The sequence below is a fragment of the Variovorax beijingensis genome, from assembly GCF_007828835.1.
Taxonomy (GTDB): Bacteria; Pseudomonadota; Gammaproteobacteria; order Burkholderiales; family Burkholderiaceae_C; genus Variovorax; species Variovorax beijingensis_A.
On record NZ_VIVL01000006.1, the window covers coordinates 294,937 to 313,015 of the forward strand.

Sequence of the window (18,079 nt, forward strand, 5' to 3'; positions counted from 1 at the left end):
CGCAGACATGACGAACGGGGAGCCGACGGGCACGGGCAAGATCGATCCACGCGGCGCCGCGCTGGCTGCCGAAGACGGCGAGGCGCCCATGCCCGCATCGCCGCCGCGCTCGCGGTTGGCGTGGTGCATCACGGGCTCGGGCCATTTCCTCGAGGAATCGCTTGCCATTGCGGCGCGGCTGCCCTCGGTCGACCTGTTCCTCTCGGCTGCGGCCGAGGAGGTGCTGCCCATCTACAAGCTGCAGATCGAGGCGCTCAAGCCGCGTTTTCGCGTGTTCCGCGACAAGACCGCCAGCGGCGTGCCGGTGGGCATGCTCTATGACGACGTCTATCACACGGTGGTGGTGGCGCCGGCCACCAGCAACACGGTGGCCAAGTGCGCATTCGGCATCAGCGACTCGCTGCCGACCAACATGTTTGCCCAGGCCGGCAAGCTCGGCATTCCTGGCATCGTGTTTGCATGCGATACGGAACCGGTGGTGGTGACCAAGTCGCCGCACGACTGGGTCACGCTGCGTCCGCGGCGCATCGAACTGGACAACGTGGAGCGGCTGCGCGGCATCGACTTTTGCCAGGTGGTCTGTTCACCGACCGAACTGGAGACCGCGCTCGACACGCGCCTGAAGGAACTTTCTCTCGCATGGAACACATCGTCTTCCTGACCGGGCGTCTCGCCCAAGCCAGCCTCACGCGGGTGCTGGCCGGGATCGAGGCGGCACCGTTCACATGGGAAGTGCGCGAGATCGGTCTGCAGGTGGCGGCGCTGATGACGGCCGACATGATCCGCCGCCGCGTTGCGGCCCCCGTGTTCACCGAGGCCGAAGGCGAGGGCGCCGCACCGCGCCGCGCCGACCGCATCATGGTGCCGGGCCGCTGCCGCGGCGACGTCGAGGCGCTGAGCCTTCACTTCGGCGTTCCGGTGGAACGCGGCCCGCAGGAGCTGAAAGATCTGCCGCGCCACTTCAACCGCAGCGCGCGCGCGGTCGACCTGAGCGAGTACGAGGTCGCCATCTTCGCCGAGATCGTCGACGCGCCGCGGCTCTCGGTGGCACAGATCATCGAGCGCGCGCAGCAGCTTGCGGCCGACGGTGCCAACGTGATCGACCTGGGCTGCCTGCCCGAGACGCGCTTCGACCACCTGAGCGAAAGCGTGCAGGCGCTGAAGGCCGCGGGCTTCCAGGTCAGCGTCGATTCGAGCGACGCGCAGGAACTGCTGCTCGGCGGCAAGGCCGGCGCCGACTACCTGCTGAGCCTCACGCTCGACACGCTGTGGATCGCCGATGAGGTTGCGGCCACGCCGGTGCTGATACCGCGCGTTCCGGCCGACGAAGCGTCGCTGTATGCGGCCGTCGAACAGATGCAGCGGCGCGGCCGCGCCTTCCTGGCCGATTCGATCCTCGACCCGATACCTTTCGGCCTGACCGCCTCCATCGTGCGCTACCACCGGCTGCGCGAGCGCTTTCCCGATGCGCCGATCATGCTCGGCGTAGGCAACCTCACCGAGCTCACCGAGGCCGACACCAGCGGCATCAACGCAGTGCTGTTCGGCATTGCCGCCGAGCTCAACGTGGCGGCGGTGCTGACCACGCAGGTGAGCCAGCATGCGCGCCGCGCGGTGAGCGAGGCCGACTGGGCGCGCCGCATCATGCATGCCGCAGCGCGCAACGCCACGCTGCCCAAGGGCATGAGCGATGCGCTGATGACGGTGCACGCCAAGCATCCGTTCCCCGACACGCCGGAAGAAATCGGCGAGATCGCCTCGCAGGTGCGCGACCCCAACTTCCGCGTGCAGATCTCGCCGCTGGGCCTGCACGTCTACAACCGCGACGGCATGCGGCTCGCGCAGGGCGCCTTCGAGCTCTGGCCGCAGCTCCGGCTGCAGGACGATGCCGACCATGCGTTCTACATGGGCGTGGAGCTGGCGCGGGCCGAGATCGCCTGGCAGCTCGGCAAGCGCTACGTGCAGGACCAGCCGCTCGACTGGGGCTGCGCCGCGCCGCGGCCCGCCGAAGACCTCGCGCGCTGGTGCGCGCCGGGAACCACCATGAAGACATCGAAGAAGAGCAGCGCGGCCGAGACCGGCGCCACGAGCACCACCGCTGCGCCATCCCCCTCATGAACGACCAGATCTTCGAAGCCGTGGTGACCACCGTGGCCCCCGGCGGCAAGCCGCACGTGGCGCCGATGGGCATCCGCTACCAGGAGGGCGGCATCCTGCTGATGCCGTTCAAGCCCTCGACCACGCACGACAACATCGTGGCCACCGGCCATGCGGTGCTCAACATCGTCTGCGACACCCGCGTGTTCGCGGGCTGCGTCACGGGCCGCAAGACGTGGCCCACGCTGCCGGCCGAGCGCATCGAAGGCGTGCGGCTGGCCGCTGCGCTGCGGCACGTCGAACTCGAACTGGCCGAGCAGCGCGACGACGTGCAGCGGCCGATGCTGCGCATGGTGGCAGTGCACGAGGCCACGCATGCGCCGTTTGCCGGCTTCAACCGCGCGCAGGCCGCGGTGATCGAAGGCGCCGTGCTGGTGAGCCGGCTGCACATGCTCCCTCCCGAGAAAGTGGAAACCGAAATGACCTACCTGCAGATCGCGATCGACAAGACCGCCGGCCCCGAGGAACGCGAGGCCTGGGAGTGGCTGCGCGCCGCGGTCGCGCAGCACCGTGCCGCCGACCGGGAGCGCACATCATGACGACGCGCATGCTGGTGAGCGTGCGCAGCGTGGACGAGGCCCTGCTCGCGGCCCGCGGCGGCGCCGACTTCATCGACCTGAAGGAACCCAACGAAGGCGCACTGGGCGGCCTGCCGACGGCAACCATCGGCGCCATCGTGGGCGCGCTGCGTGCGCATGGCATCGACCTGCCCGTGAGCGCGACGATCGGCGATCTGCCGATGCATGCGCTCGACGTCATCCTGGCGCAGGTGGATGCGGTGGGTGCCTGCGGCGTCGACTATGTGAAGGTCGGCATCGAGCGCGGGCCCGAGGCCCTTGCGGTGCTCGATGCGCTCGCGGCCTGCGATTGGCCGGTGGTGCCGGTCTTCATCGGCGACCACGGGCTCGATGCCGCGCTGACCGCGCATGCCTGCACGCTGGGCTTTCCGGGGCTCATGGTCGACACCGCCGACAAGCAGGCCGGCAGCCTGTTCGATGCCGTGCCGATGGCCGACCTGCGCGCCTTCCTGGCCCAGGTGCGCGCCGCAGGGCAAATGGCCGGCGTGGCGGGCGCGCTGCGCACAGCCCATGTTCCGCTGCTGCAGTCGCTGGCACCGGACTTCGCGGGGTTTCGCAGCGCGGTGTGCGTGGGCGACCGCAAGGCGGCCCTCAGCCCCGAGCGGCTGGCGGCACTGGCCGCGCTGCTGCACGGCGAGGCGGTGGAACCTGTGGCGGTCTGAACTTCAGCGCGGGGCGAAGGTCGCCTCGCCCAGCAGCAGCGCACGCATGGTCGCGAGCTGGTTCTTGTGAAGCAGGGTGATCGGAAACGCAGCATCGCCGGAACGCTCGGAAAACTGCCGGTCGACCACGCCCGCGTCGCCAAGCTCATTGAGCGTCATCTGCGGATCGATGGTGCACGACTTCACCAGCACCAGCTGCTCCGCGTTGAGATGCTTGGCGAGGTCGAGCGCGATGGTGTCGGACGTGGCGTCCCAGCTGGTGCGGCCGTCCGGCTTGTCGCGCCGCAGTTCGAGCGGCAGCCACAGCGCGGTCTTTCCGCGCCGCAGAAGGTCGGGGATTTCGGTCTTGCGCGCGGCCAGCTGCAGCGCCGGGTTCAGCGCATGCAGCTGGTAGGCCGTCTGCGCCATGGCCAGCACCGCCATGTTGTGCGCGGCCAGGTCGTTGAACTGCCAGTGCGCCTGCACGCGCCGCACTTCGTCTGCAAATGTGCCGCCACCGCAGACCACCGTGACGCGGCCGCCGCCGATCTGCGCCAGCAGATCGAGCCACTGCGGCAGCACAGGGTCGGCGCAGAGGCTGCCGCCAATCTTGACCACCCACATCAGTCGTGCTCCCTTTCGAACAGCGCGGCCACCGCCACGCTCGGTGCGCACACCTGCGCCCAGCCGGCGGTGCCCGCGGGCGCATGGCGGGCGACGTTTGCCACGTCGCTGCCATAGGCGGCAAAGTGGCGCGGCACGGCTCCCGCGCCTTCGCCCTCCGCAGCGACCGCGGCCAGGCCGGGCACCAGGAAGGCGCCGCAGCCCGCGCTCACCGCCACGGCATCGCGCGAGAGCGCATGCGCCGCCAGCACACCGCGCAGCTGCGCACCGATGGCCTCCACCTGTGCCGCGCGCCAGGCGCGTGCGAGTTGAAGCCATTCTTCGGCGGATGCATCGCGCTCGTCCAGCCCCACCATGCGCGCAAGGCGCTGGCGCGTGGCTGGCAGGCTCTTGGCCGCGTTGTCGGCGCTGGGGTGCAGGTCGTGCGCGGGATCGAGTTCGCCGCACAGGCGATAGACGTCGGCCGTGGTGGCGAAGAACTCGTTCATCACGTGCCTTGCCTGGCCGCGCCATTCGATGCGCTGGGCAAGCGCGCACACCGGCGTGCGCACCACGCCGTGGTAGGCGAGTTCGCCGGTCACCAGGCGCTCGGCATCGCTGCGGCTGGTGGTCAGCACGCGCCGGTTGCCGAAGGCGATCAGGTCGGTGGTGGTGCTGCCGATGTCGACCAGCACGCCTTCGGCAAACACCAGCGCGGCATGCCGCGCGGTCGCGAGCCAGTTGGCCGAGGCGATGTGCTCCCAGTGCCGTGCCACATCCGCGGCGGCGCACCAGCCGGCATCGCCGGCAAAGAAGTGCAGGGCGCCCGATGGCGCGGGAAGCGATGCCGCCAGCGCCGCGGCAATGCCGCGCACGCCGGCTTCGCGGTCGGGAAACAGGTCGACCATCTCGCCCGTCATGGTGACGGCATGCTGCGCGGATGCAAGCGCGGGCCAGCGCGTGCTTGCGGCCTGCAGCGCACGCGCCAGATGGTCGAGGCCCTGCCAGAGCGGACAGCCCCACTGCGCCACGTCGACCACCTCGCCGCCTTGCAGCAGGCAGGCCTTGACATGGGCGCCGCCGATGTCCCAGCCGATGGTGGTGCGTTCAGGCGTCGGCACGCGCAAGTTCCCGTTCTGGAGTGCCGCCGCCGTGCCGGCGGTCTGCCAGCAGCTCCGCTGCGAGGTTGCGGCCCAGCGCCGCGGAGAGCCCGACGTAGGCACAGGTGACACGCGGATTGACCTCGATCACCACCGGCCCGCGCTGCGGGTGCCAGACCAGGTCGATGCCCGCGAAGCCGCGCAGCCCGGGGATGGCGCGCGCCACCTGCATGGCCAGCGCGGCCAGGTCATGCCGGCGCGGATCGCCGCGGCCCACCGCATCGACGGTCACGCCATCGAAAGACAGCCTGCCGTGCGCATCGATCGAAATGCATTGGCGGTTGATGCTCAGCATTTCGGCATTCTGCTCCGTGCACAGCAGCGAGAGGCTCAGGGCTTCACCCTCGATCCAGGGCTCGAGCGTCAAGGTGGCGCCGGCCTGCGCGCGCAGGGCCTGGTCTTCGAGCGCATCGGCGTGGTGGGTGTGCACGTGGGTGGCCACGCCGCCGGCGCCATCGTCGGGCTTGACCACCCAGCGTGCGATATCGAGTGCTTCGGCAAAGGCCAGCGGTGTCTGCACGCCGTGCGCGGCCAGGTGCGCGAGTGTCGCTTTCTTGCCGGCCGTGAGCTCGATGGCTTCGGCGCTGCAGCCGAGCCAGCGTGCATCACCCACCGTGCGCTGGAAGCGCGCGAGCAGGCCGTCCGTCTCGGGTGCGACCAGCCACACCAGGTCGTGCAGCAGGCTCTGCCGCGCGACGAAGTCGAAGGCCGATTCGTTGGCGCGGGCCCGCAGTGGCACGGCACCTGCGGGCAGGGTGTTTCCCGGTTCGCAGACCGCCGCGGAGACCGAACAATCGGCGGCGCGCACCAGGTCCGCCACCATGGCATCGCGCATCGACAGGCCCAGCGGCAAAAGCTCGTCGGCTGCGGCGTCGTCGCCGTAGTCGCTCCAGCCGCCGCCACTGAGATACTCGTAGACAAAAACGCGTTGGGTCATTTCATCATCCACTTTCCGGGCTCTTCCCCATCTTTCCCATGACTTCCGAACTGAACCTGATCCCTGTCGTCGACCTGCTGAAGGGCCAGGTGGTGCGGGCCGTGCGCGGCGACCGCAAGGCCTACCGGCCGATCGTGTCGGCGCTGTGCGCCAGCAGCGATCCGGTGACGGTGGCGCGCATCCTGTGCGAACACTGCGCGGCGCGCCAGCTGTACGTGGCCGACCTCGATGCCCTGCAGGGCGGGGCGGTGCAGACCGGCGTGCTGGCCGATCTGCTGCAGGCACTGCCGGACATCGAGCTGTGGCTGGATGCCGGCCTGGCGGACGCATCGGCCGGCCAGGCGCTGCGCGAGCAGCTGGCGCCGTACGCGTCGCGCATCGTGCTGGTGTTCGGCAGCGAATCGCTGCGTTCGCGCGAGGCGCTGGAGCGCTGTTTCGAGGCCACGGCCGCCGATGGCGCCGGCGATTCCGGAGCGGCGCTGTCGCTGGACCGGCGCGATGGCCAGCGGCTCGATGCCGCCGGCTGCTGGGACGCGGTGGAACTGTGGCCGAAGCGGCTGATCGTGATGACGCTGGAGCGCGTCGGCTCCGGCGCCGGCCCCGACCTGGAAACCCTGCAGGAGGTGAGGCGCCTGGCGCCGGGCGCCATGGTGATGGGTGCCGGCGGGATCCGCAGCGAGGACGACCTGGCGCGGGCGAGTGCCGCCGGCGCCGACGCCTGGCTGGTGGCCAGCGCACTGCACGACCTGCAACTGCCACGCGTGCGCCGCTGATCTGCCGAAGCCGGTGCGACGAGGGTGGGTGAGGCGTGCCATCAGCCCGCTGTACACACGAACCGTGCCATCCATCGGCGCACTCGCTTGCCCGGCCGCGGGCCGCTGCCGGCACGCATTGACCGCCAAAAGCGCAACACTCTGTCTCACATTGTGTGTGTCATCCGGGCCCCGTCCCAAGGCGCGGCGGCCCTGCGGGTGAATGGCACATGGCTTGCGTGGTGGCCTGCCCATGAATGAACCCGACACTGCCGTGCCAACCGGCAATGCCCCCTGGACCTGCCCCTTTTGCCCGCTGCTGTGCGACACCTTCGGCGTCGAGGCGGGCACGCCGTTGAAGCTCGTGGGCGGCGACTGCCCGCGCGCGCGCAAGGCGCTCGCCAACTTCGACGCCTCGGGTGGCGCGGCGCAGCCCCAGGTCGGTGGCCAGGACTGCGATCTGGACACGGCGCTCGGCAAGGCCGCCTCGCTGCTCGCGGCCAGCCGCCAGCCCCTGTTCGGCGGCCTCGGCACCGACGTCGCGGGCGCCAGGGCGCTCTATGCGCTGGCCTGCGAAACCGGTGCCATCTGCGATCCGGCCCAGGGAGCGGCGCTGATGCACGGCCTGCGCGCGCTGCAGGACCGCGGCGGCTTCAGCACCACGCTGGCGGAAGCGAGGACGCGGGCCGACCTGATCGTCTGCATGACCGAGGAGCCGGCGGCGCACTACCCGGAGTTCTTCCGGCGCATCGGCGTGGGCGAGCGGGAGGGCGTGGCCGTGGAAACGCTGCCGCTGCACGGCGACCTCTTCGACACCGTGGCAATGCTCGCCGCACTCGTGGCGGGCCGTGTTTCGAAAGACGATGCCCGCGTGCCGGCCGATCTGGCGGCGCTCGCGGCGCGGCTGCAGGCGGCGCGCTATGCGGTGCTGGTGTACGAATCGGGCCGGCTGCCGGCGCAGGGCGCGCTGATCATCGAGGCGATCCAGCGCATCGTCGCCACGCTCAACCGCAGCACGCGCGCGGCCTCGCTGCCGCTGGGCGGCGGGGACGGGGCTTCCACCGTGAACCAGGTGTTCGCCTGGCTCTCGGGCCTGCCGTTGCGTTCGCGCGCCGGGCCGCTGGGCCTGGAGCATGAGCCGCTGTGCTTCGATGCCGAGCGCCTGCTCGCCGACGGCGCGGCCGACACGCTGCTGTGGGTGTCGAGCTACGGCCCCGAGCCAGCGCCGCCAGCCGCGGGCATGCCGCGCATCGTGCTCGGCCATCCGGGCATGCCCCTGCTGCGGGACGCGCACGAGCTGGTGTTCATTCCCGTGTCGACGCCCGGCATCGGTTCCGCCGGCCATCTGTTCCGCACCGACGGCTCGGTGCTGCTGCCGCTGCGGCCTGTGTACGACGACGGGCTGCCGGGCGTGGCCGAGGTGGTCCGGCGCCTGACGCAGGCAGTGCAGGCGCTGAAGAAGGGGCGTGTGCAATGACGGCGACGCTACGCTTGCGCGGCGGCCGCGTCATCGATCCCGCGAATGGCCGCGACGAGGTGCGCGACCTGTACGTGCGCGATGGCCGCATGGTCGAGCTCGCACCGAACGAAGCCGCCACCGAGGAGATCGACATCGGCGGCTGCATCGTGATGGCCGGCGGCATCGACATGCACACCCACATCGGCGGCGGCAAGGTCAACCTCGCGCGCATGCTGCTGCCTGAAGACCACCGCGCCAACGCCAACCCCATTGCGCTGCCCGACAATCTGCTCGAGCTTGCCTCGTGCGGCACCTGCACGCCGGGCACGCTGGCCACCGGCTACCGCTATGTCGAGATGGGCTACACGGCGGCCTTCGAGCCGGCCATGATGGCCTGCAATGCGCGCCACGCGCACATGGAGATGGGCGACACGCCGATCCTCGACCACGGCGCCTACGTGATGCTCGGCAACGACGAGCTGTTTCTGCGCATGCTGGCCGAGGGCTGGGACTTCGAGCGCATCCGCGACTACGCGGGCTGGACCATCAACGCCAGCAAGGCGATGGGCGTGAAGGTGGTGAACCCCGGCGGCATCTCGGCCTTCAAGTTCAACCAGCGAAAGCTCGACGTCGACGAGAACCATGTGCACTGGCAGGTCACGCCGCGGCAGGTGGTGCACACGCTGGCGCGCGCGCTGCGCGAGCTTGGGGTGCCGCATCCGCTGCACATCCACGGCAGCAACCTGGGCGTGGCCGGCAACATCCAGTCCACGCTCGACACCATCGCCGCGCTCGACGGCCTGCCCGGGCACCTGACGCACATCCAGTTCCACGCCTATGGCACCGAGGGGCCGAAGAAGTTCTCCTCGGCCGCGCTGCAGCTCGCCGAGGTGGTGAATGCGAACAGGAACGTCAGCATCGACGTCGGCCAGATCATGTTCGGCCAGACCGTCACGGCCTCGGGCGACACCATGCGCCAGCATGCGCAGTCGGGCCTGGCCGATCCGCGCAAGTGGATCGGCGCCGACATCGAGTGCGAGGCCGGCTGCGGCGTGGTGCCGTTCCGCTACCGCGAGCAGAGCTACGTGAATGCGCTGCAGTGGGTCATCGGGCTGGAGATCTTCCTGCTGGTCGACGATCCGTGGCGCGTGGTGCTGACCACCGACCATCCCAACGGCGGCCCGTTCACGAGCTATCCGCACCTGATCCGCCTGCTGATGGACCGCAGCTTTCGCGAGGAACAGCTCGCCAAGCTGCATCCCGAGGTGGCGGCCCAGGCCGCGCTGCGCTCGATCACGCGCGAGCTCTCGCTCTACGAGATCGCGATCATGACCCGCGCCGGCCCCGCGCGGCTGCTGGGCCTGCGCGACCGCGGCCACCTGGGCGCGGGCGCGGCAGCCGACATTGCGGTGTACCGCGAGAACGCCGACCGCGAGGCCATGTTCGCGACGCCCGAATACGTGTTCAAGGACGGCGTGCTGGTCTCGCGCGCGGGCCGCGTCACGGCGGCGCCGGTGGGCGGCACGCACTTCGTCGCGCCCGACTACGACCGCGGCATCGAGAAGCGGCTGCGCCGGCACCTGGCGGCGCAGGGCTCGGTCAACTTCGACCACATCGCCATCGGGCACGACGAGCTGTGCCAATGCTGCAACGGCGGGCGCCTGCTGCCGGCCGAGTGCTTCAAGGAGTCGTCGTGATGGGTCTGGAGCGCAACGGCGTCGTCATCGACGAAACTTTTGCCGAGGCCTTTCCGATGAAGGCCACGCGCATCCTCATCACGGCGCACAACATGGCGTGGGCGCGCCACGCGGCGGTGTCGGCCACGGGCTTTGCGACCTCGGTGATCGCCTGCGGCTGCGAGGCCGGCATCGAGCGCGAGATATTGCCGGACGAATCGCCCGACGGCCGGCCTGGCGTGAGCGTGCTGATGTTCTCGATGTCGGGCAAGGAGCTCGGCAAGCAGCTCGAGCGCCGCGTCGGCCAGTGCGTGCTGACCTGTCCCACCACCGCGGTGTTCGCGGGCCTGCCGCGCGGCGCGCCCGGCAGCGACGTGGCCGCGCTCGGCAAGAACCTGCGCTTCTTCGGGGACGGCTGGCAGATCTCGAAGGTGATCGATGGCGTGCGCTACTGGCGCGTGCCGGTGATGGACGGCGAATTCGTCGCGCAGGAAGACACGCCCGTGGTGAAGGCCGTGGGCGGCGGCAACCTGCTGCTGCTGGCGCGCGACACCGATGCCGCACTGGCGGCCGCCGAGGCCGCCGTGGCGGCGATGAAGCGGCTGCCCAATGTGGTGATGCCGTTTCCGGGCGGCGTGGTGCGATCGGGCTCGAAGGTCGGCAGCCGCTATGCGAACCTCAACGCCTCGACCAACGATGCCTTCTGCCCGAGCCTCGTGGGGCTGGTGGCGCACAGCGAACTGGCGGGCGGCGCCTCCGCCCAGGCGATCGGCTGCGTGATGGAAATCGTGATCGACGGCCTGACCGAGGCCGACGTGGGTGCCGCCATGCGCGTGGGCATGGAAGCCGCCATTGCCATCGGACCGGCGGGCGGCCTGCTGCGCATTTCGGCCGGCAACTACGGCGGCAAGCTGGGGCCGTTCCATTTCCATCTGCACAGGCTGCTGGGCGCGGCGGGGGATGCACCATGAGCGGATGGCATTTCAGGTTGCGGCAGGTGCCGGCGTTGCGCGTCGATCTGCGTGGCGTCACGCCGACCGCGCTGGCGGAACTCTCGGCTGCGCAGATTGGGCAGCTGCCCGTGGGCCATGGCAACGCGATGCTGCCGCTGGCCGAACTGTTCGATGTTGCGAAGGGCACGGAAGAGGGCACGCTTCGCTTCGAAGGCGTTCTCGAGCGCTTCGACCGCATCGGCTGGCAGATGGACGGCGGGCGCATCCACGTCGAAGGCCATGCCGGCCACTATGCGGGCGGCTGCATGCGCGGCGGCGCGCTGCAGATCGATGGCAGCGCCGGCCTGCTGGCCGCCTGCGAAATGGCCGGCGGCAGCATCGAGGTGAAGGGCGACGTCGGCGATTTCGCGGCCAGCACCTTGCCCGGCAGCATGGACGGCATGCGCGGCGGCACCTTCGTGGTCCATGGCCATGCGGGCGAGCGCTTCGGCGACCGCATGCGCCGCGGGTCCGCGCTGGTCCATGGCGATGCGGGCGCGTTCCTGGGCTCGCGCATGGTGGCGGGCACGATCGCCGTGGGTGGCAAGGCCGGCGCGCATGCGGGCTACGGCATGCGCCGCGGCAGCATCGTCTTCGCAGCGACGGGCGCGGCGTTGCCTGCGGGCATCGAGACGGCGCTGACCTTCGTGCCGAACCGGACTGCAACGCCGGTCTTCTGGGCCCTGCTGTCGCGCGATCTCGCGCGCCACGGCGGAGCTTTTGCGGCCTTGCCCAGGCGCCGAATCGAACGCCACCTCGGCGATCTCTCGGCCGACGGCAAAGGCGAACTCATCGCGTGCCTATGACTCGCCCCCAAGCTTCGTGTCGCTTCGCCAACCCCCTACCGGGGGCAACACCAGCGGCCCGGCAAAGCCGGTTCCGCGGTGTTTCTGGAATGGTTCTCGGTTTCTTCTAACCTCGTTTGTTTTGTTTATGACGCATCCCTATCTTTTCCACGCCGGCGAAGCCACCGTCCTCGCCAAGGAAGGCCAGTTCACCGATGCCATGCCCGAGATCCTGATCGGCGCCACCGATGGCCCCGTGGGCCAGGCCTTCGCCAACATGATGGCGCAGAGCAAGGGCCACACCGCGATGTTCGCGATCCGCGCCTGCAACCAGCTCGTGCGGCCCGCGACCATCATGGTGCCCAAGGTCACGCTGAAGGACGCGGCCAACATCGACCTGTTCGGCGGCGTGGTGCAGAGCGCAACGGCCGATGCGGTGGTCGATTGCCTGATCGATGGCATCATTCCCCGGGAACATGCCAACACGCTGTGCATCATCAGCCTGGTGTGGATCGATCCGCGCTGCGCCAAGGACCAGAACCTCGACAAGAAAGACATGTACCGCACCAACTACGAAGCCACCAAGCTCGCGATCCGGCGTGCGCTGAACAACGAGCCGTCGGTGGACGAGCTGATCGCCAATCGCCACCGCATCAAGCACGACATGGACGACTGGAGCTGACCTTGCCTTCGTTCGCGCTTCTCGACGACTGCGGCTCGACGCCCGCGCGGCCCACCAGCCGGCTGCACACCGGCTTCGTGCGCGAGCACCGCTGCGCCGACCCGGCCGATCTCGATGCCGCCTGGGCACGCGTCGACGCCGATCTGCGGCAGGGCCTGCATGCGGTGCTGCTGGCCGACTACGAATGGGGCGCCAGGCTGCAGCGCGCGGGGCATGCGCGGCTTGCGGCCAGCGATGCATCGGCGCTGCGCGTGCTGATGTTCCGCGACTGCGCCATGCTTTCGTCGGACCAGGTTGCCAGCTGGCTGGAGCAGCTCGAGGCGAGCGAGGCCAGCCCGCCGCAGCCCGTCGGCGTGCTGGACCTGCAGCCCAGCATCGACGAGCCGGCCTTCACCGCAGCCATCGCGCGCATCCACGACGCCATCGCCGCGGGCGAAACCTACCAGGTCAACTTCACCTACCGGCTGCACGGCCAGGGCTATGGCTCGCCCGTGGCGCTGTACCGGCGCCTGCGCGAGCGGCAGCCGGTGGCCTATGGCGCGGTGATCGCCCTGCCCGAAGGCGGCCAGAACGCGGGGGAGGGCGACATCACCCACGTGCTCTCGTGCTCGCCCGAACTCTTCCTGCGCCACGACGCGGGCGTGCTCACCGCACGCCCCATGAAAGGCACTGCGGCCCGCGCCGATGCGCCCGAGGGCGACAGCGAGATGGCGCGCCGGCTTTCGGTCGACGCCAAGAACCGCGCCGAGAACGTGATGATCGTCGACCTGCTGCGCAACGACATCGGCCGCGTGGCGTGCATCGGTTCCGTCAAGGTGCCGACGCTCTTTGCCATCGAGCCCTACGCCACGGTGTTCCAGATGACCTCGACCGTGCAGGCGCGGCTGCGCGCCGGCGTCGGCATGCCCGAGCTGCTGCGCGCGGTGTTCCCCTGCGGCTCCATCACGGGCGCACCCAAGCACCGCACCATGGAATGGATCGGCGAACTCGAGAGCACGCCGCGCGGCCTCTACTGCGGCGCGATCGGCTGGGTCGATGCGCCGCCGGACGGCGCGGCCGTCGGCGACTTCTGCCTGTCGGTGGCGATCCGCACGCTCACGCTGGGCGCACAGCAGAAGGGCCTGCGGCCGCTGCGGCTGGGTATTGGCGCGGGCATCGTGCAGGACAGCATTGCGGCCGACGAATTCGAGGAATGCCTGCTCAAGGCGCGCTTCCTCACCGCGCTCGATCCGGGCTTCGAACTCTTCGAGACCATGCTGGCCACCCCCGGCGAAGGCATCCGCTACCTGGACCGCCACCTGGCGCGGCTGGCGCGCAGCGCGCGTGCGCTGGGCTTCCGGTTCGACCGCGATGCCGCGATGCAGGCGCTGCGGGAAGCCTTGCCCGCGCTCGCGCCCGGCCAGCCCTCGCGCCTGCGGCTCGCGCTGGCGCACGGCGGGCGCATCGGCATCACCCATTCGCCACTGCCACCCTTGCCGCCGGGCGCGGTGAAGCTGCTGATTGCCGACCAGCGGCTGCCCGATGCGAACCCGCTGGCCGCCCACAAGACCACCGTGCGCCAGCACTACGACGCCGCGGTGCGCGCGGCCGAACGCGCCGGGGCCTTCGACAGCCTGTTCTTCACCGAAGACGGCCGGCTCGTCGAAGGCGGGCGCAGCACCGTGTTCGCACGCATCGACGGACGCTGGTGGACGCCGCCGGTTGCCGACGGCGCGCTGCCCGGCGTGATGCGCGGCGTGCTGATCGAGGATTCGATCTGGGAGGCCACCGAACGCAGCCTGTACCGGCAAGACCTGGAGGCTGCGCAGAAGCTCGTGGTGTGCAATGCGCTGCGCGGCGTGCTGCCGGCGCGGCTGGTTCAGCAAGCGCAGCCGCACGAGGCGGCCGCCGCTTGAGAAGCAGGGCCCGCCCCTTCCTCGACCGGGCTTGCCGATGAAGCTGGCGCTGTTCGACCTGGACCACACGCTGATTCCGTTCGACAGCGGCATGGCGTGGACGCGCTTCCTGGTGGCGCGCGGCGTGCTGCCGGCCGAAGCCGAGACCGTTTACCTGGGCTACTGCCAGCAGTACGTGGACGGCACGCTGGACATCCGCGAGCTGCATCGCGCCAGCGTCGCGCCGCTCGCGAGCTTCGGCATGGCCGCGCTGCGCCAATGGGCGGCGGAGTTCGAGGCCGAGATCGCGTCGCAGGTGCCCGAGCCGATGCGAGCGCTGGTGCGCCAGCACCAGGATGCGGGCCATGTCTGCGCCATCGTGACCGCCACCACCCGCTTCATCGCCGAGCCCTTCGGCCGCCTGTTCGGCGTGGCCGACGTGCTGGCGACGCGCTCGCTGGTGATCGACGACACGCTCGACGGCGCCATCGACGGCGACCCGTGCTACGGCGTGCACAAGCTGATGCACGTGAATCAGTGGCTCGCCACGCGCGGCACGCGGCTCGAGGCGCTCGAGCAGTCGTGGTTCTATTCCGATTCGGCCAGCGATCTGCCGCTCCTGTGCGCCGTGTCCGATCCGGTGGCGGTGGCGCCCGACGATCGCCTGCGCGCCCGGGCCGCCGAGGCCGGCTGGCCGATCATCGAACGGACGCCGCCGGCGGCTGGCTAGACCTGGATCAGCCCCCAGCGCAGCGCCACCCAGGTGAGCTCCGCCTGATTGGTGGCGCCCAGCTTCTGCTTGACGCGGTACAGGTGCGAGCCCACCGTGCTGAGCGAAAGGTTCAGCGTGCTGGCAATCTGCGCCACCGTCATGCCGCGCGCGAGCTGGATGAAAACCGAGAACTCGCGCTCGCTGAGCAGGTCGGCCGGGTTGGCTTCGCCCTCGATCTGCGCCGTGGCCAGCGCCTGCGCGGTGTTGGCGTCGATGTAGCGGTCGCCGCGCGCCACGGCCTTCACCGCGGCAATCAGCGCATCGGGCGCGCTGCGCTTGGCCAGGTAGCCGAGTGCGCCGGCGCGCAGCACGCGGCGCGGATGGATCGTGTCCTCGTGCGCCGACAGCGCCAGCACGCGCGCCTTGGGGTCGTGCGCCAGCAGGCGGCGCAGCGCTTCCAGGCCGCCCATGCCGGGCATCGACAGGTCCATCACCACCACGTCGGGCCGCACCTGAGGATAGTCCTGGCAGGCCTGCTCGCCGGTGTCGGCCTCGGCCGCCACCTCGATCTGCGCGTCGGCCAGCAGCATGCGAAAGCCCATGCGCACCAGCGCATGGTCGTCCACCAGCATCACTCGAATCGGCTGAATCGCCTGGGTCATGTGTTCTCCGCGGCGGCCGCCGGCAAGGGCAGGCGCACCGTCAATTGGGCGCCGCTGGGCGCGGCGGGTTCAAGGCGCAGGTCGCCGCCCAGGCTGTCGATGCGTTCGGCAAGCCAGCGCAGGCCATAGTGCCCTGTGCTGGTTTCCCTGGCGGCATCAGGGCCGGGCAGGCCGCGCCCGTCGTCGGTCAGCGTGAGCTTCACGGTCTCTTCGTCGCCCTGCAGCGCCAGCACGATGCGGTGCGCCTCGCCATGGCGCAGCGCGTTGGTGATGCCTTCCTGCGCGGCGCGGTACAGCACCAGCGCGGTGTCGGTGTCGAGCCGCAGGCGGTCGAGCTCGATCTCCAGGTGCCATTCGACCTGCACGCCGCCGTGGCTGTTGCGGGTTCGCTCGACCAGGTCCTCGAGCGCGGCCACCAGCCCGAACTTGTCGAGCACCAGCGGCGTGAGGCGCGGGATCATGCCGTGCATGGCGGTGTAGAGCCGCCCCGATTCCTCGGCGATCAGCCGCGCCGCCTGCTCGGACTGCGGATCGAGCGCCTGCACGCGCTGCGCGATCGACAGGGCCATGCTGCGCATCGCGGTGACCGACTGGCCCAGCTCGTCGTGCAGCTCGCGCGCGATCAGGCGGCGCTCCTGCTCGATCTTCTGGTCGACCCAGCGGCCCAGTTCGCGGCTTTCAGACAGGCGGCTCTCGGCGCGCACGGCACGCCGTTCGGTCTCGATGTGCTGCTGCAGCATGCCGACCATGCGGTTGAAGGCGGCGCCGATGGCCGCCGCCTCGGTGCCGGGCAGCGCGCGCAGCGAAACATCGAAGCGCCCGCTTTCGAGCTGGTTGAGCGCATCGACGATGTCCGCGAACGGGCGTGTGGCGCGGCCGACCAGCCAGAACACGCCCGCGTTCACCACCAGCAGCAGGCCCAGCGCGCTGAGGGTCAGCAGCGCGGCATCGTCCCAGGCATCGAGCACCGCGCGCGAAGCGTTCGAGCTCACGATCAGCTTGCCGCCGGGAAAGGCGATCGACATCTGCGAAGGCGGCGGCGAGACGAGGCGGTCGAACCAATCGGGCGCATCGCGGCCGGCCTTGTAGACCGAGTTGGGCGAGCTGTAGAGCACGTGTTCCTCGGCATCGAGCAGCGTGATGTCGTTGGAGCGCACGCGGCCGACGCCCTGCAGGAACGACAGCATGGCCGGCGTGCCCTGGGCCGCGTAGAGCCAGGCGGTGCGGTTCAGCAGCTGCGCGGCCACGCGGTTGGCCGCGACGACTTCCTCCTGGATCGACTCGCGCATCGCACGCACTTGCAGCGCGAGCATGGCCGCGACGAACAGCAGCGTCAGCAGGCTGACGATGAGGTTGATCTTCAGGCGCAGGGTCATGGCGTGGGCGCGTTGCCGAAGTGGCCATGCCGCGCGTAGCTGTCGAGCGCGGCAACCATCGCCGAGGCCATGGCCGGGTGCGCGGGGTCGTGGCCCGCGCCGTCGATCCATTGCAGCCGGCTGTGCGGAATGCGGTCGTGCACGGCTTCTGCGCCATGCGGCGCGCAGATGCGGTCGTCGCGGGAATGCAGCAGCAGGGTGGGCACGCGGGGCAGTGCGGCCAGCCGGTCCGGCAGCGGGGGCGCATCGAGCCAGCAGCGGTGCAGCAGGTAATGGCTCTGCACGCGGTAGCGGTCGACCAGTGCGTCGAGCGTTTCGCGGTCCGGTCGGGCTTGGGCGGGCATCGGTTCGCCAGCTGGCACACCCGTGCCGCGCGCCAGCGCTTGCTCCCAGTGCCACCAGGCGAGCGCGAGCTGGCGGGCGCCATCGGCCGGCGCCTGCTGCAGGCCGCGGGCCAGGAAGCCCAGCATGTCGTGGCGCTCGCCGGCCGGTGCCACGGACGCGAACCGCGCCCATGCGGCGGGTGCGCGGCCGGCGCTGTCCTGGAAGAAGGCGCCGATCTCTTCGGCGTTCGGCAGGAACACCGCACGCAGCAGCAGCGCCGCCACCGCTTGCGGCTCGAAGGCCGCATGGGCCAGCGCCAGCGTGGCGCCCCACGAGCCGCCGACCACCAGCCAGCGCGGCACCCCGAGTTGTTCGCGCACGCGCTGCAGGTCGCCGAGCAGGTCGGCCGTGCGGTTGTGCATGGTCGCGCCGCGCGGGCGGCTGCGGCCGGCGCCGCGCTGATCGATGCTGATCACGCGGTATCGCGCCGGATCGAAGAAGCGGCGCAGCAGCGGCGAGCTGCCCGAGCCGGGCCCGCCGTGCAGGACCACGGCGCAGGCGCCTTCGGGATTGCCACCTTCTTCTACATGCAGCACATGGCCGTGCGGCACCTCCAGTGCGTGGGTGCGCCAGGGAGGAGATTCGGGGTACAGGCCGGTGGGAAGCACGAGGGCGATGGTACGCGGTGGCCCTGTTGCCGCTATTCATG

General features: G+C 70.4%; 18 protein-coding genes. 12 read left to right on the plus strand and 6 right to left on the minus strand.

What is annotated here, in order from left to right:
• The first annotated feature begins 7 nt into the window (after positions 1-7).
• The 4 genes from FB547_RS19410 to FB547_RS19425 are packed head-to-tail and all read left to right on the plus strand — an operon-like array spanning position 8 to position 3,397.
• Positions 8-661, plus strand: a complete 654-nt coding sequence (locus tag FB547_RS19410) for a flavoprotein (RefSeq protein WP_145745035.1) — start codon at positions 8-10, stop codon at positions 659-661.
• A complete protein-coding gene (locus FB547_RS19415) occupies positions 640-2,118 on the plus strand; it encodes a DUF6513 domain-containing protein (RefSeq protein WP_145745036.1) in 1,479 nt (492 codons plus the stop codon). Before FB547_RS19410 ends, FB547_RS19415 begins: the two co-directional genes overlap by 22 nt.
• The gene (locus FB547_RS19420) at positions 2,115-2,696 is read left to right on the plus strand and encodes a DUF447 domain-containing protein (protein ID WP_145745038.1); all 582 of its coding nucleotides are present in this window, start codon (positions 2,115-2,117) and stop codon (positions 2,694-2,696) included. Before FB547_RS19415 ends, FB547_RS19420 begins: the two co-directional genes overlap by 4 nt.
• Entirely contained in the window at positions 2,693-3,397 is a 705-nt protein-coding gene (locus FB547_RS19425; RefSeq protein ID WP_145745040.1) for a (5-formylfuran-3-yl)methyl phosphate synthase, read from the plus strand. The genes FB547_RS19420 and FB547_RS19425 overlap by 4 nt, the downstream gene beginning before the upstream one ends.
• A gap of 3 nt (positions 3,398-3,400) precedes the next feature.
• On the opposite strand, the gene FB547_RS19430 is transcribed toward FB547_RS19425, so the two are convergent.
• From FB547_RS19430 to FB547_RS19440, 3 genes are read right to left on the minus strand one after another with little or no spacing between them, the layout of a single operon-like run.
• Positions 3,401-4,000, minus strand: coding sequence for an aspartate kinase (locus FB547_RS19430; RefSeq protein WP_145745041.1), 600 nt, complete (start codon positions 3,998-4,000; stop codon positions 3,401-3,403).
• Positions 4,000-5,100 (minus strand): hydantoinase/oxoprolinase family protein, encoded by a 1,101-nt coding sequence (locus FB547_RS19435; RefSeq protein WP_261380340.1) that lies wholly within the window; start codon positions 5,098-5,100, stop codon positions 4,000-4,002. Before FB547_RS19435 ends, FB547_RS19430 begins: the two co-directional genes overlap by 1 nt.
• Positions 5,087-6,076 (minus strand): ATP-grasp domain-containing protein, encoded by a 990-nt coding sequence (locus tag FB547_RS19440; protein WP_145745045.1) that lies wholly within the window; start codon positions 6,074-6,076, stop codon positions 5,087-5,089. The genes FB547_RS19435 and FB547_RS19440 overlap by 14 nt, the downstream gene beginning before the upstream one ends.
• 38 nt (positions 6,077-6,114) lie before the next feature.
• Between FB547_RS19440 and FB547_RS19445 the strand changes: the two genes are divergently transcribed.
• From FB547_RS19445 to FB547_RS19480, 8 genes are all read left to right on the plus strand, one after another.
• Positions 6,115-6,849 carry a HisA/HisF-related TIM barrel protein gene (locus tag FB547_RS19445; protein WP_145745047.1) on the plus strand — a complete coding sequence of 245 codons (735 nt, stop codon included), beginning with the start codon at positions 6,115-6,117 and terminating at the stop codon, positions 6,847-6,849.
• Between the two features lie 232 nt (positions 6,850-7,081).
• Entirely contained in the window at positions 7,082-8,305 is a 1,224-nt protein-coding gene (locus tag FB547_RS19450; protein ID WP_145745049.1) for a formylmethanofuran dehydrogenase, read from the plus strand.
• Positions 8,302-9,984, plus strand: coding sequence for a formylmethanofuran dehydrogenase subunit A (locus tag FB547_RS19455; protein WP_145745050.1), 1,683 nt, complete (start codon positions 8,302-8,304; stop codon positions 9,982-9,984). The genes FB547_RS19450 and FB547_RS19455 overlap by 4 nt, the downstream gene beginning before the upstream one ends.
• Positions 9,984-10,934, plus strand: a complete 951-nt coding sequence (gene fhcD, locus FB547_RS19460; protein WP_186454204.1) for a formylmethanofuran--tetrahydromethanopterin N-formyltransferase — start codon at positions 9,984-9,986, stop codon at positions 10,932-10,934. Before FB547_RS19455 ends, fhcD begins: the two co-directional genes overlap by 1 nt.
• Positions 10,931-11,761 (plus strand): formylmethanofuran dehydrogenase subunit C, encoded by an 831-nt coding sequence (locus FB547_RS19465; RefSeq protein WP_145745054.1) that lies wholly within the window; start codon positions 10,931-10,933, stop codon positions 11,759-11,761. Before fhcD ends, FB547_RS19465 begins: the two co-directional genes overlap by 4 nt.
• A 127-nt stretch (positions 11,762-11,888) precedes the next feature.
• The gene (gene fae, locus FB547_RS19470) at positions 11,889-12,422 is read left to right on the plus strand and encodes a formaldehyde-activating enzyme (protein WP_145745056.1); all 534 of its coding nucleotides are present in this window, start codon (positions 11,889-11,891) and stop codon (positions 12,420-12,422) included.
• 2 nt (positions 12,423-12,424) lie between these two features.
• The gene (locus tag FB547_RS19475; protein WP_145745057.1) at positions 12,425-14,317 is read left to right on the plus strand and encodes a chorismate-binding protein; all 1,893 of its coding nucleotides are present in this window, start codon (positions 12,425-12,427) and stop codon (positions 14,315-14,317) included.
• Positions 14,318-14,354: 37 nt separating this feature from the next.
• Positions 14,355-15,026: an HAD family hydrolase gene (locus FB547_RS19480; protein WP_145745226.1), complete on the plus strand. Its 672-nt coding sequence runs from the start codon at positions 14,355-14,357 to the stop codon at positions 15,024-15,026.
• Here the strand turns inward: FB547_RS19480 and FB547_RS19485 are convergent.
• From FB547_RS19485 to FB547_RS19495, 3 genes are read right to left on the minus strand one after another with little or no spacing between them, the layout of a single operon-like run.
• The gene (locus FB547_RS19485; protein ID WP_021007691.1) at positions 15,023-15,670 is read right to left on the minus strand and encodes a response regulator transcription factor; all 648 of its coding nucleotides are present in this window, start codon (positions 15,668-15,670) and stop codon (positions 15,023-15,025) included. The two genes, FB547_RS19480 and FB547_RS19485, sit on opposite strands and share 4 nt — an antisense overlap.
• A complete protein-coding gene (locus FB547_RS19490) occupies positions 15,667-17,046 on the minus strand; it encodes a histidine kinase (RefSeq protein ID WP_145745059.1) in 1,380 nt (459 codons plus the stop codon). The genes FB547_RS19485 and FB547_RS19490 overlap by 4 nt, the downstream gene beginning before the upstream one ends.
• Positions 17,043-18,038, minus strand: coding sequence for an alpha/beta fold hydrolase (locus FB547_RS19495; RefSeq protein ID WP_145745061.1), 996 nt, complete (start codon positions 18,036-18,038; stop codon positions 17,043-17,045). Before FB547_RS19495 ends, FB547_RS19490 begins: the two co-directional genes overlap by 4 nt.
• Between the last annotated feature and the right edge of the window lie 41 nt (positions 18,039-18,079).

Excerpts from the sequence above, each read along its gene's own strand:
- FB547_RS19490 (WP_145745059.1), bottom strand. The coding sequence starts at position 17,046 with ATGACCCTGCGCCTGAAGATCAACCTCATCGTCAGCCTGCTGACGCTG.
- FB547_RS19440 (WP_145745045.1), bottom strand. The coding sequence starts at position 6,076 with ATGACCCAACGCGTTTTTGTCTACGAGTATCTCAGTGGCGGCGGCTGG.
- FB547_RS19410 (WP_145745035.1), top strand. The coding sequence starts at position 8 with ATGACGAACGGGGAGCCGACGGGCACGGGCAAGATCGATCCACGCGGC.
- FB547_RS19420 (WP_145745038.1), top strand. The coding sequence starts at position 2,115 with ATGAACGACCAGATCTTCGAAGCCGTGGTGACCACCGTGGCCCCCGGC.
- FB547_RS19415 (WP_145745036.1), top strand. The coding sequence starts at position 640 with ATGGAACACATCGTCTTCCTGACCGGGCGTCTCGCCCAAGCCAGCCTC.
- fhcD (WP_186454204.1), top strand. The coding sequence starts at position 9,984 with ATGGGTCTGGAGCGCAACGGCGTCGTCATCGACGAAACTTTTGCCGAG.
- FB547_RS19445 (WP_145745047.1), top strand. The coding sequence starts at position 6,115 with ATGACTTCCGAACTGAACCTGATCCCTGTCGTCGACCTGCTGAAGGGC.
- FB547_RS19430 (WP_145745041.1), bottom strand. The coding sequence starts at position 4,000 with ATGTGGGTGGTCAAGATTGGCGGCAGCCTCTGCGCCGACCCTGTGCTG.
- FB547_RS19485 (WP_021007691.1), bottom strand. The coding sequence starts at position 15,670 with ATGACCCAGGCGATTCAGCCGATTCGAGTGATGCTGGTGGACGACCAT.
- FB547_RS19480 (WP_145745226.1), top strand. The coding sequence starts at position 14,355 with ATGAAGCTGGCGCTGTTCGACCTGGACCACACGCTGATTCCGTTCGAC.
- FB547_RS19455 (WP_145745050.1), top strand. The coding sequence starts at position 8,302 with ATGACGGCGACGCTACGCTTGCGCGGCGGCCGCGTCATCGATCCCGCG.
- FB547_RS19450 (WP_145745049.1), top strand. The coding sequence starts at position 7,082 with ATGAATGAACCCGACACTGCCGTGCCAACCGGCAATGCCCCCTGGACC.
- FB547_RS19465 (WP_145745054.1), top strand. The coding sequence starts at position 10,931 with ATGAGCGGATGGCATTTCAGGTTGCGGCAGGTGCCGGCGTTGCGCGTC.
- fae (WP_145745056.1), top strand. The coding sequence starts at position 11,889 with ATGACGCATCCCTATCTTTTCCACGCCGGCGAAGCCACCGTCCTCGCC.
- FB547_RS19425 (WP_145745040.1), top strand. The coding sequence starts at position 2,693 with ATGACGACGCGCATGCTGGTGAGCGTGCGCAGCGTGGACGAGGCCCTG.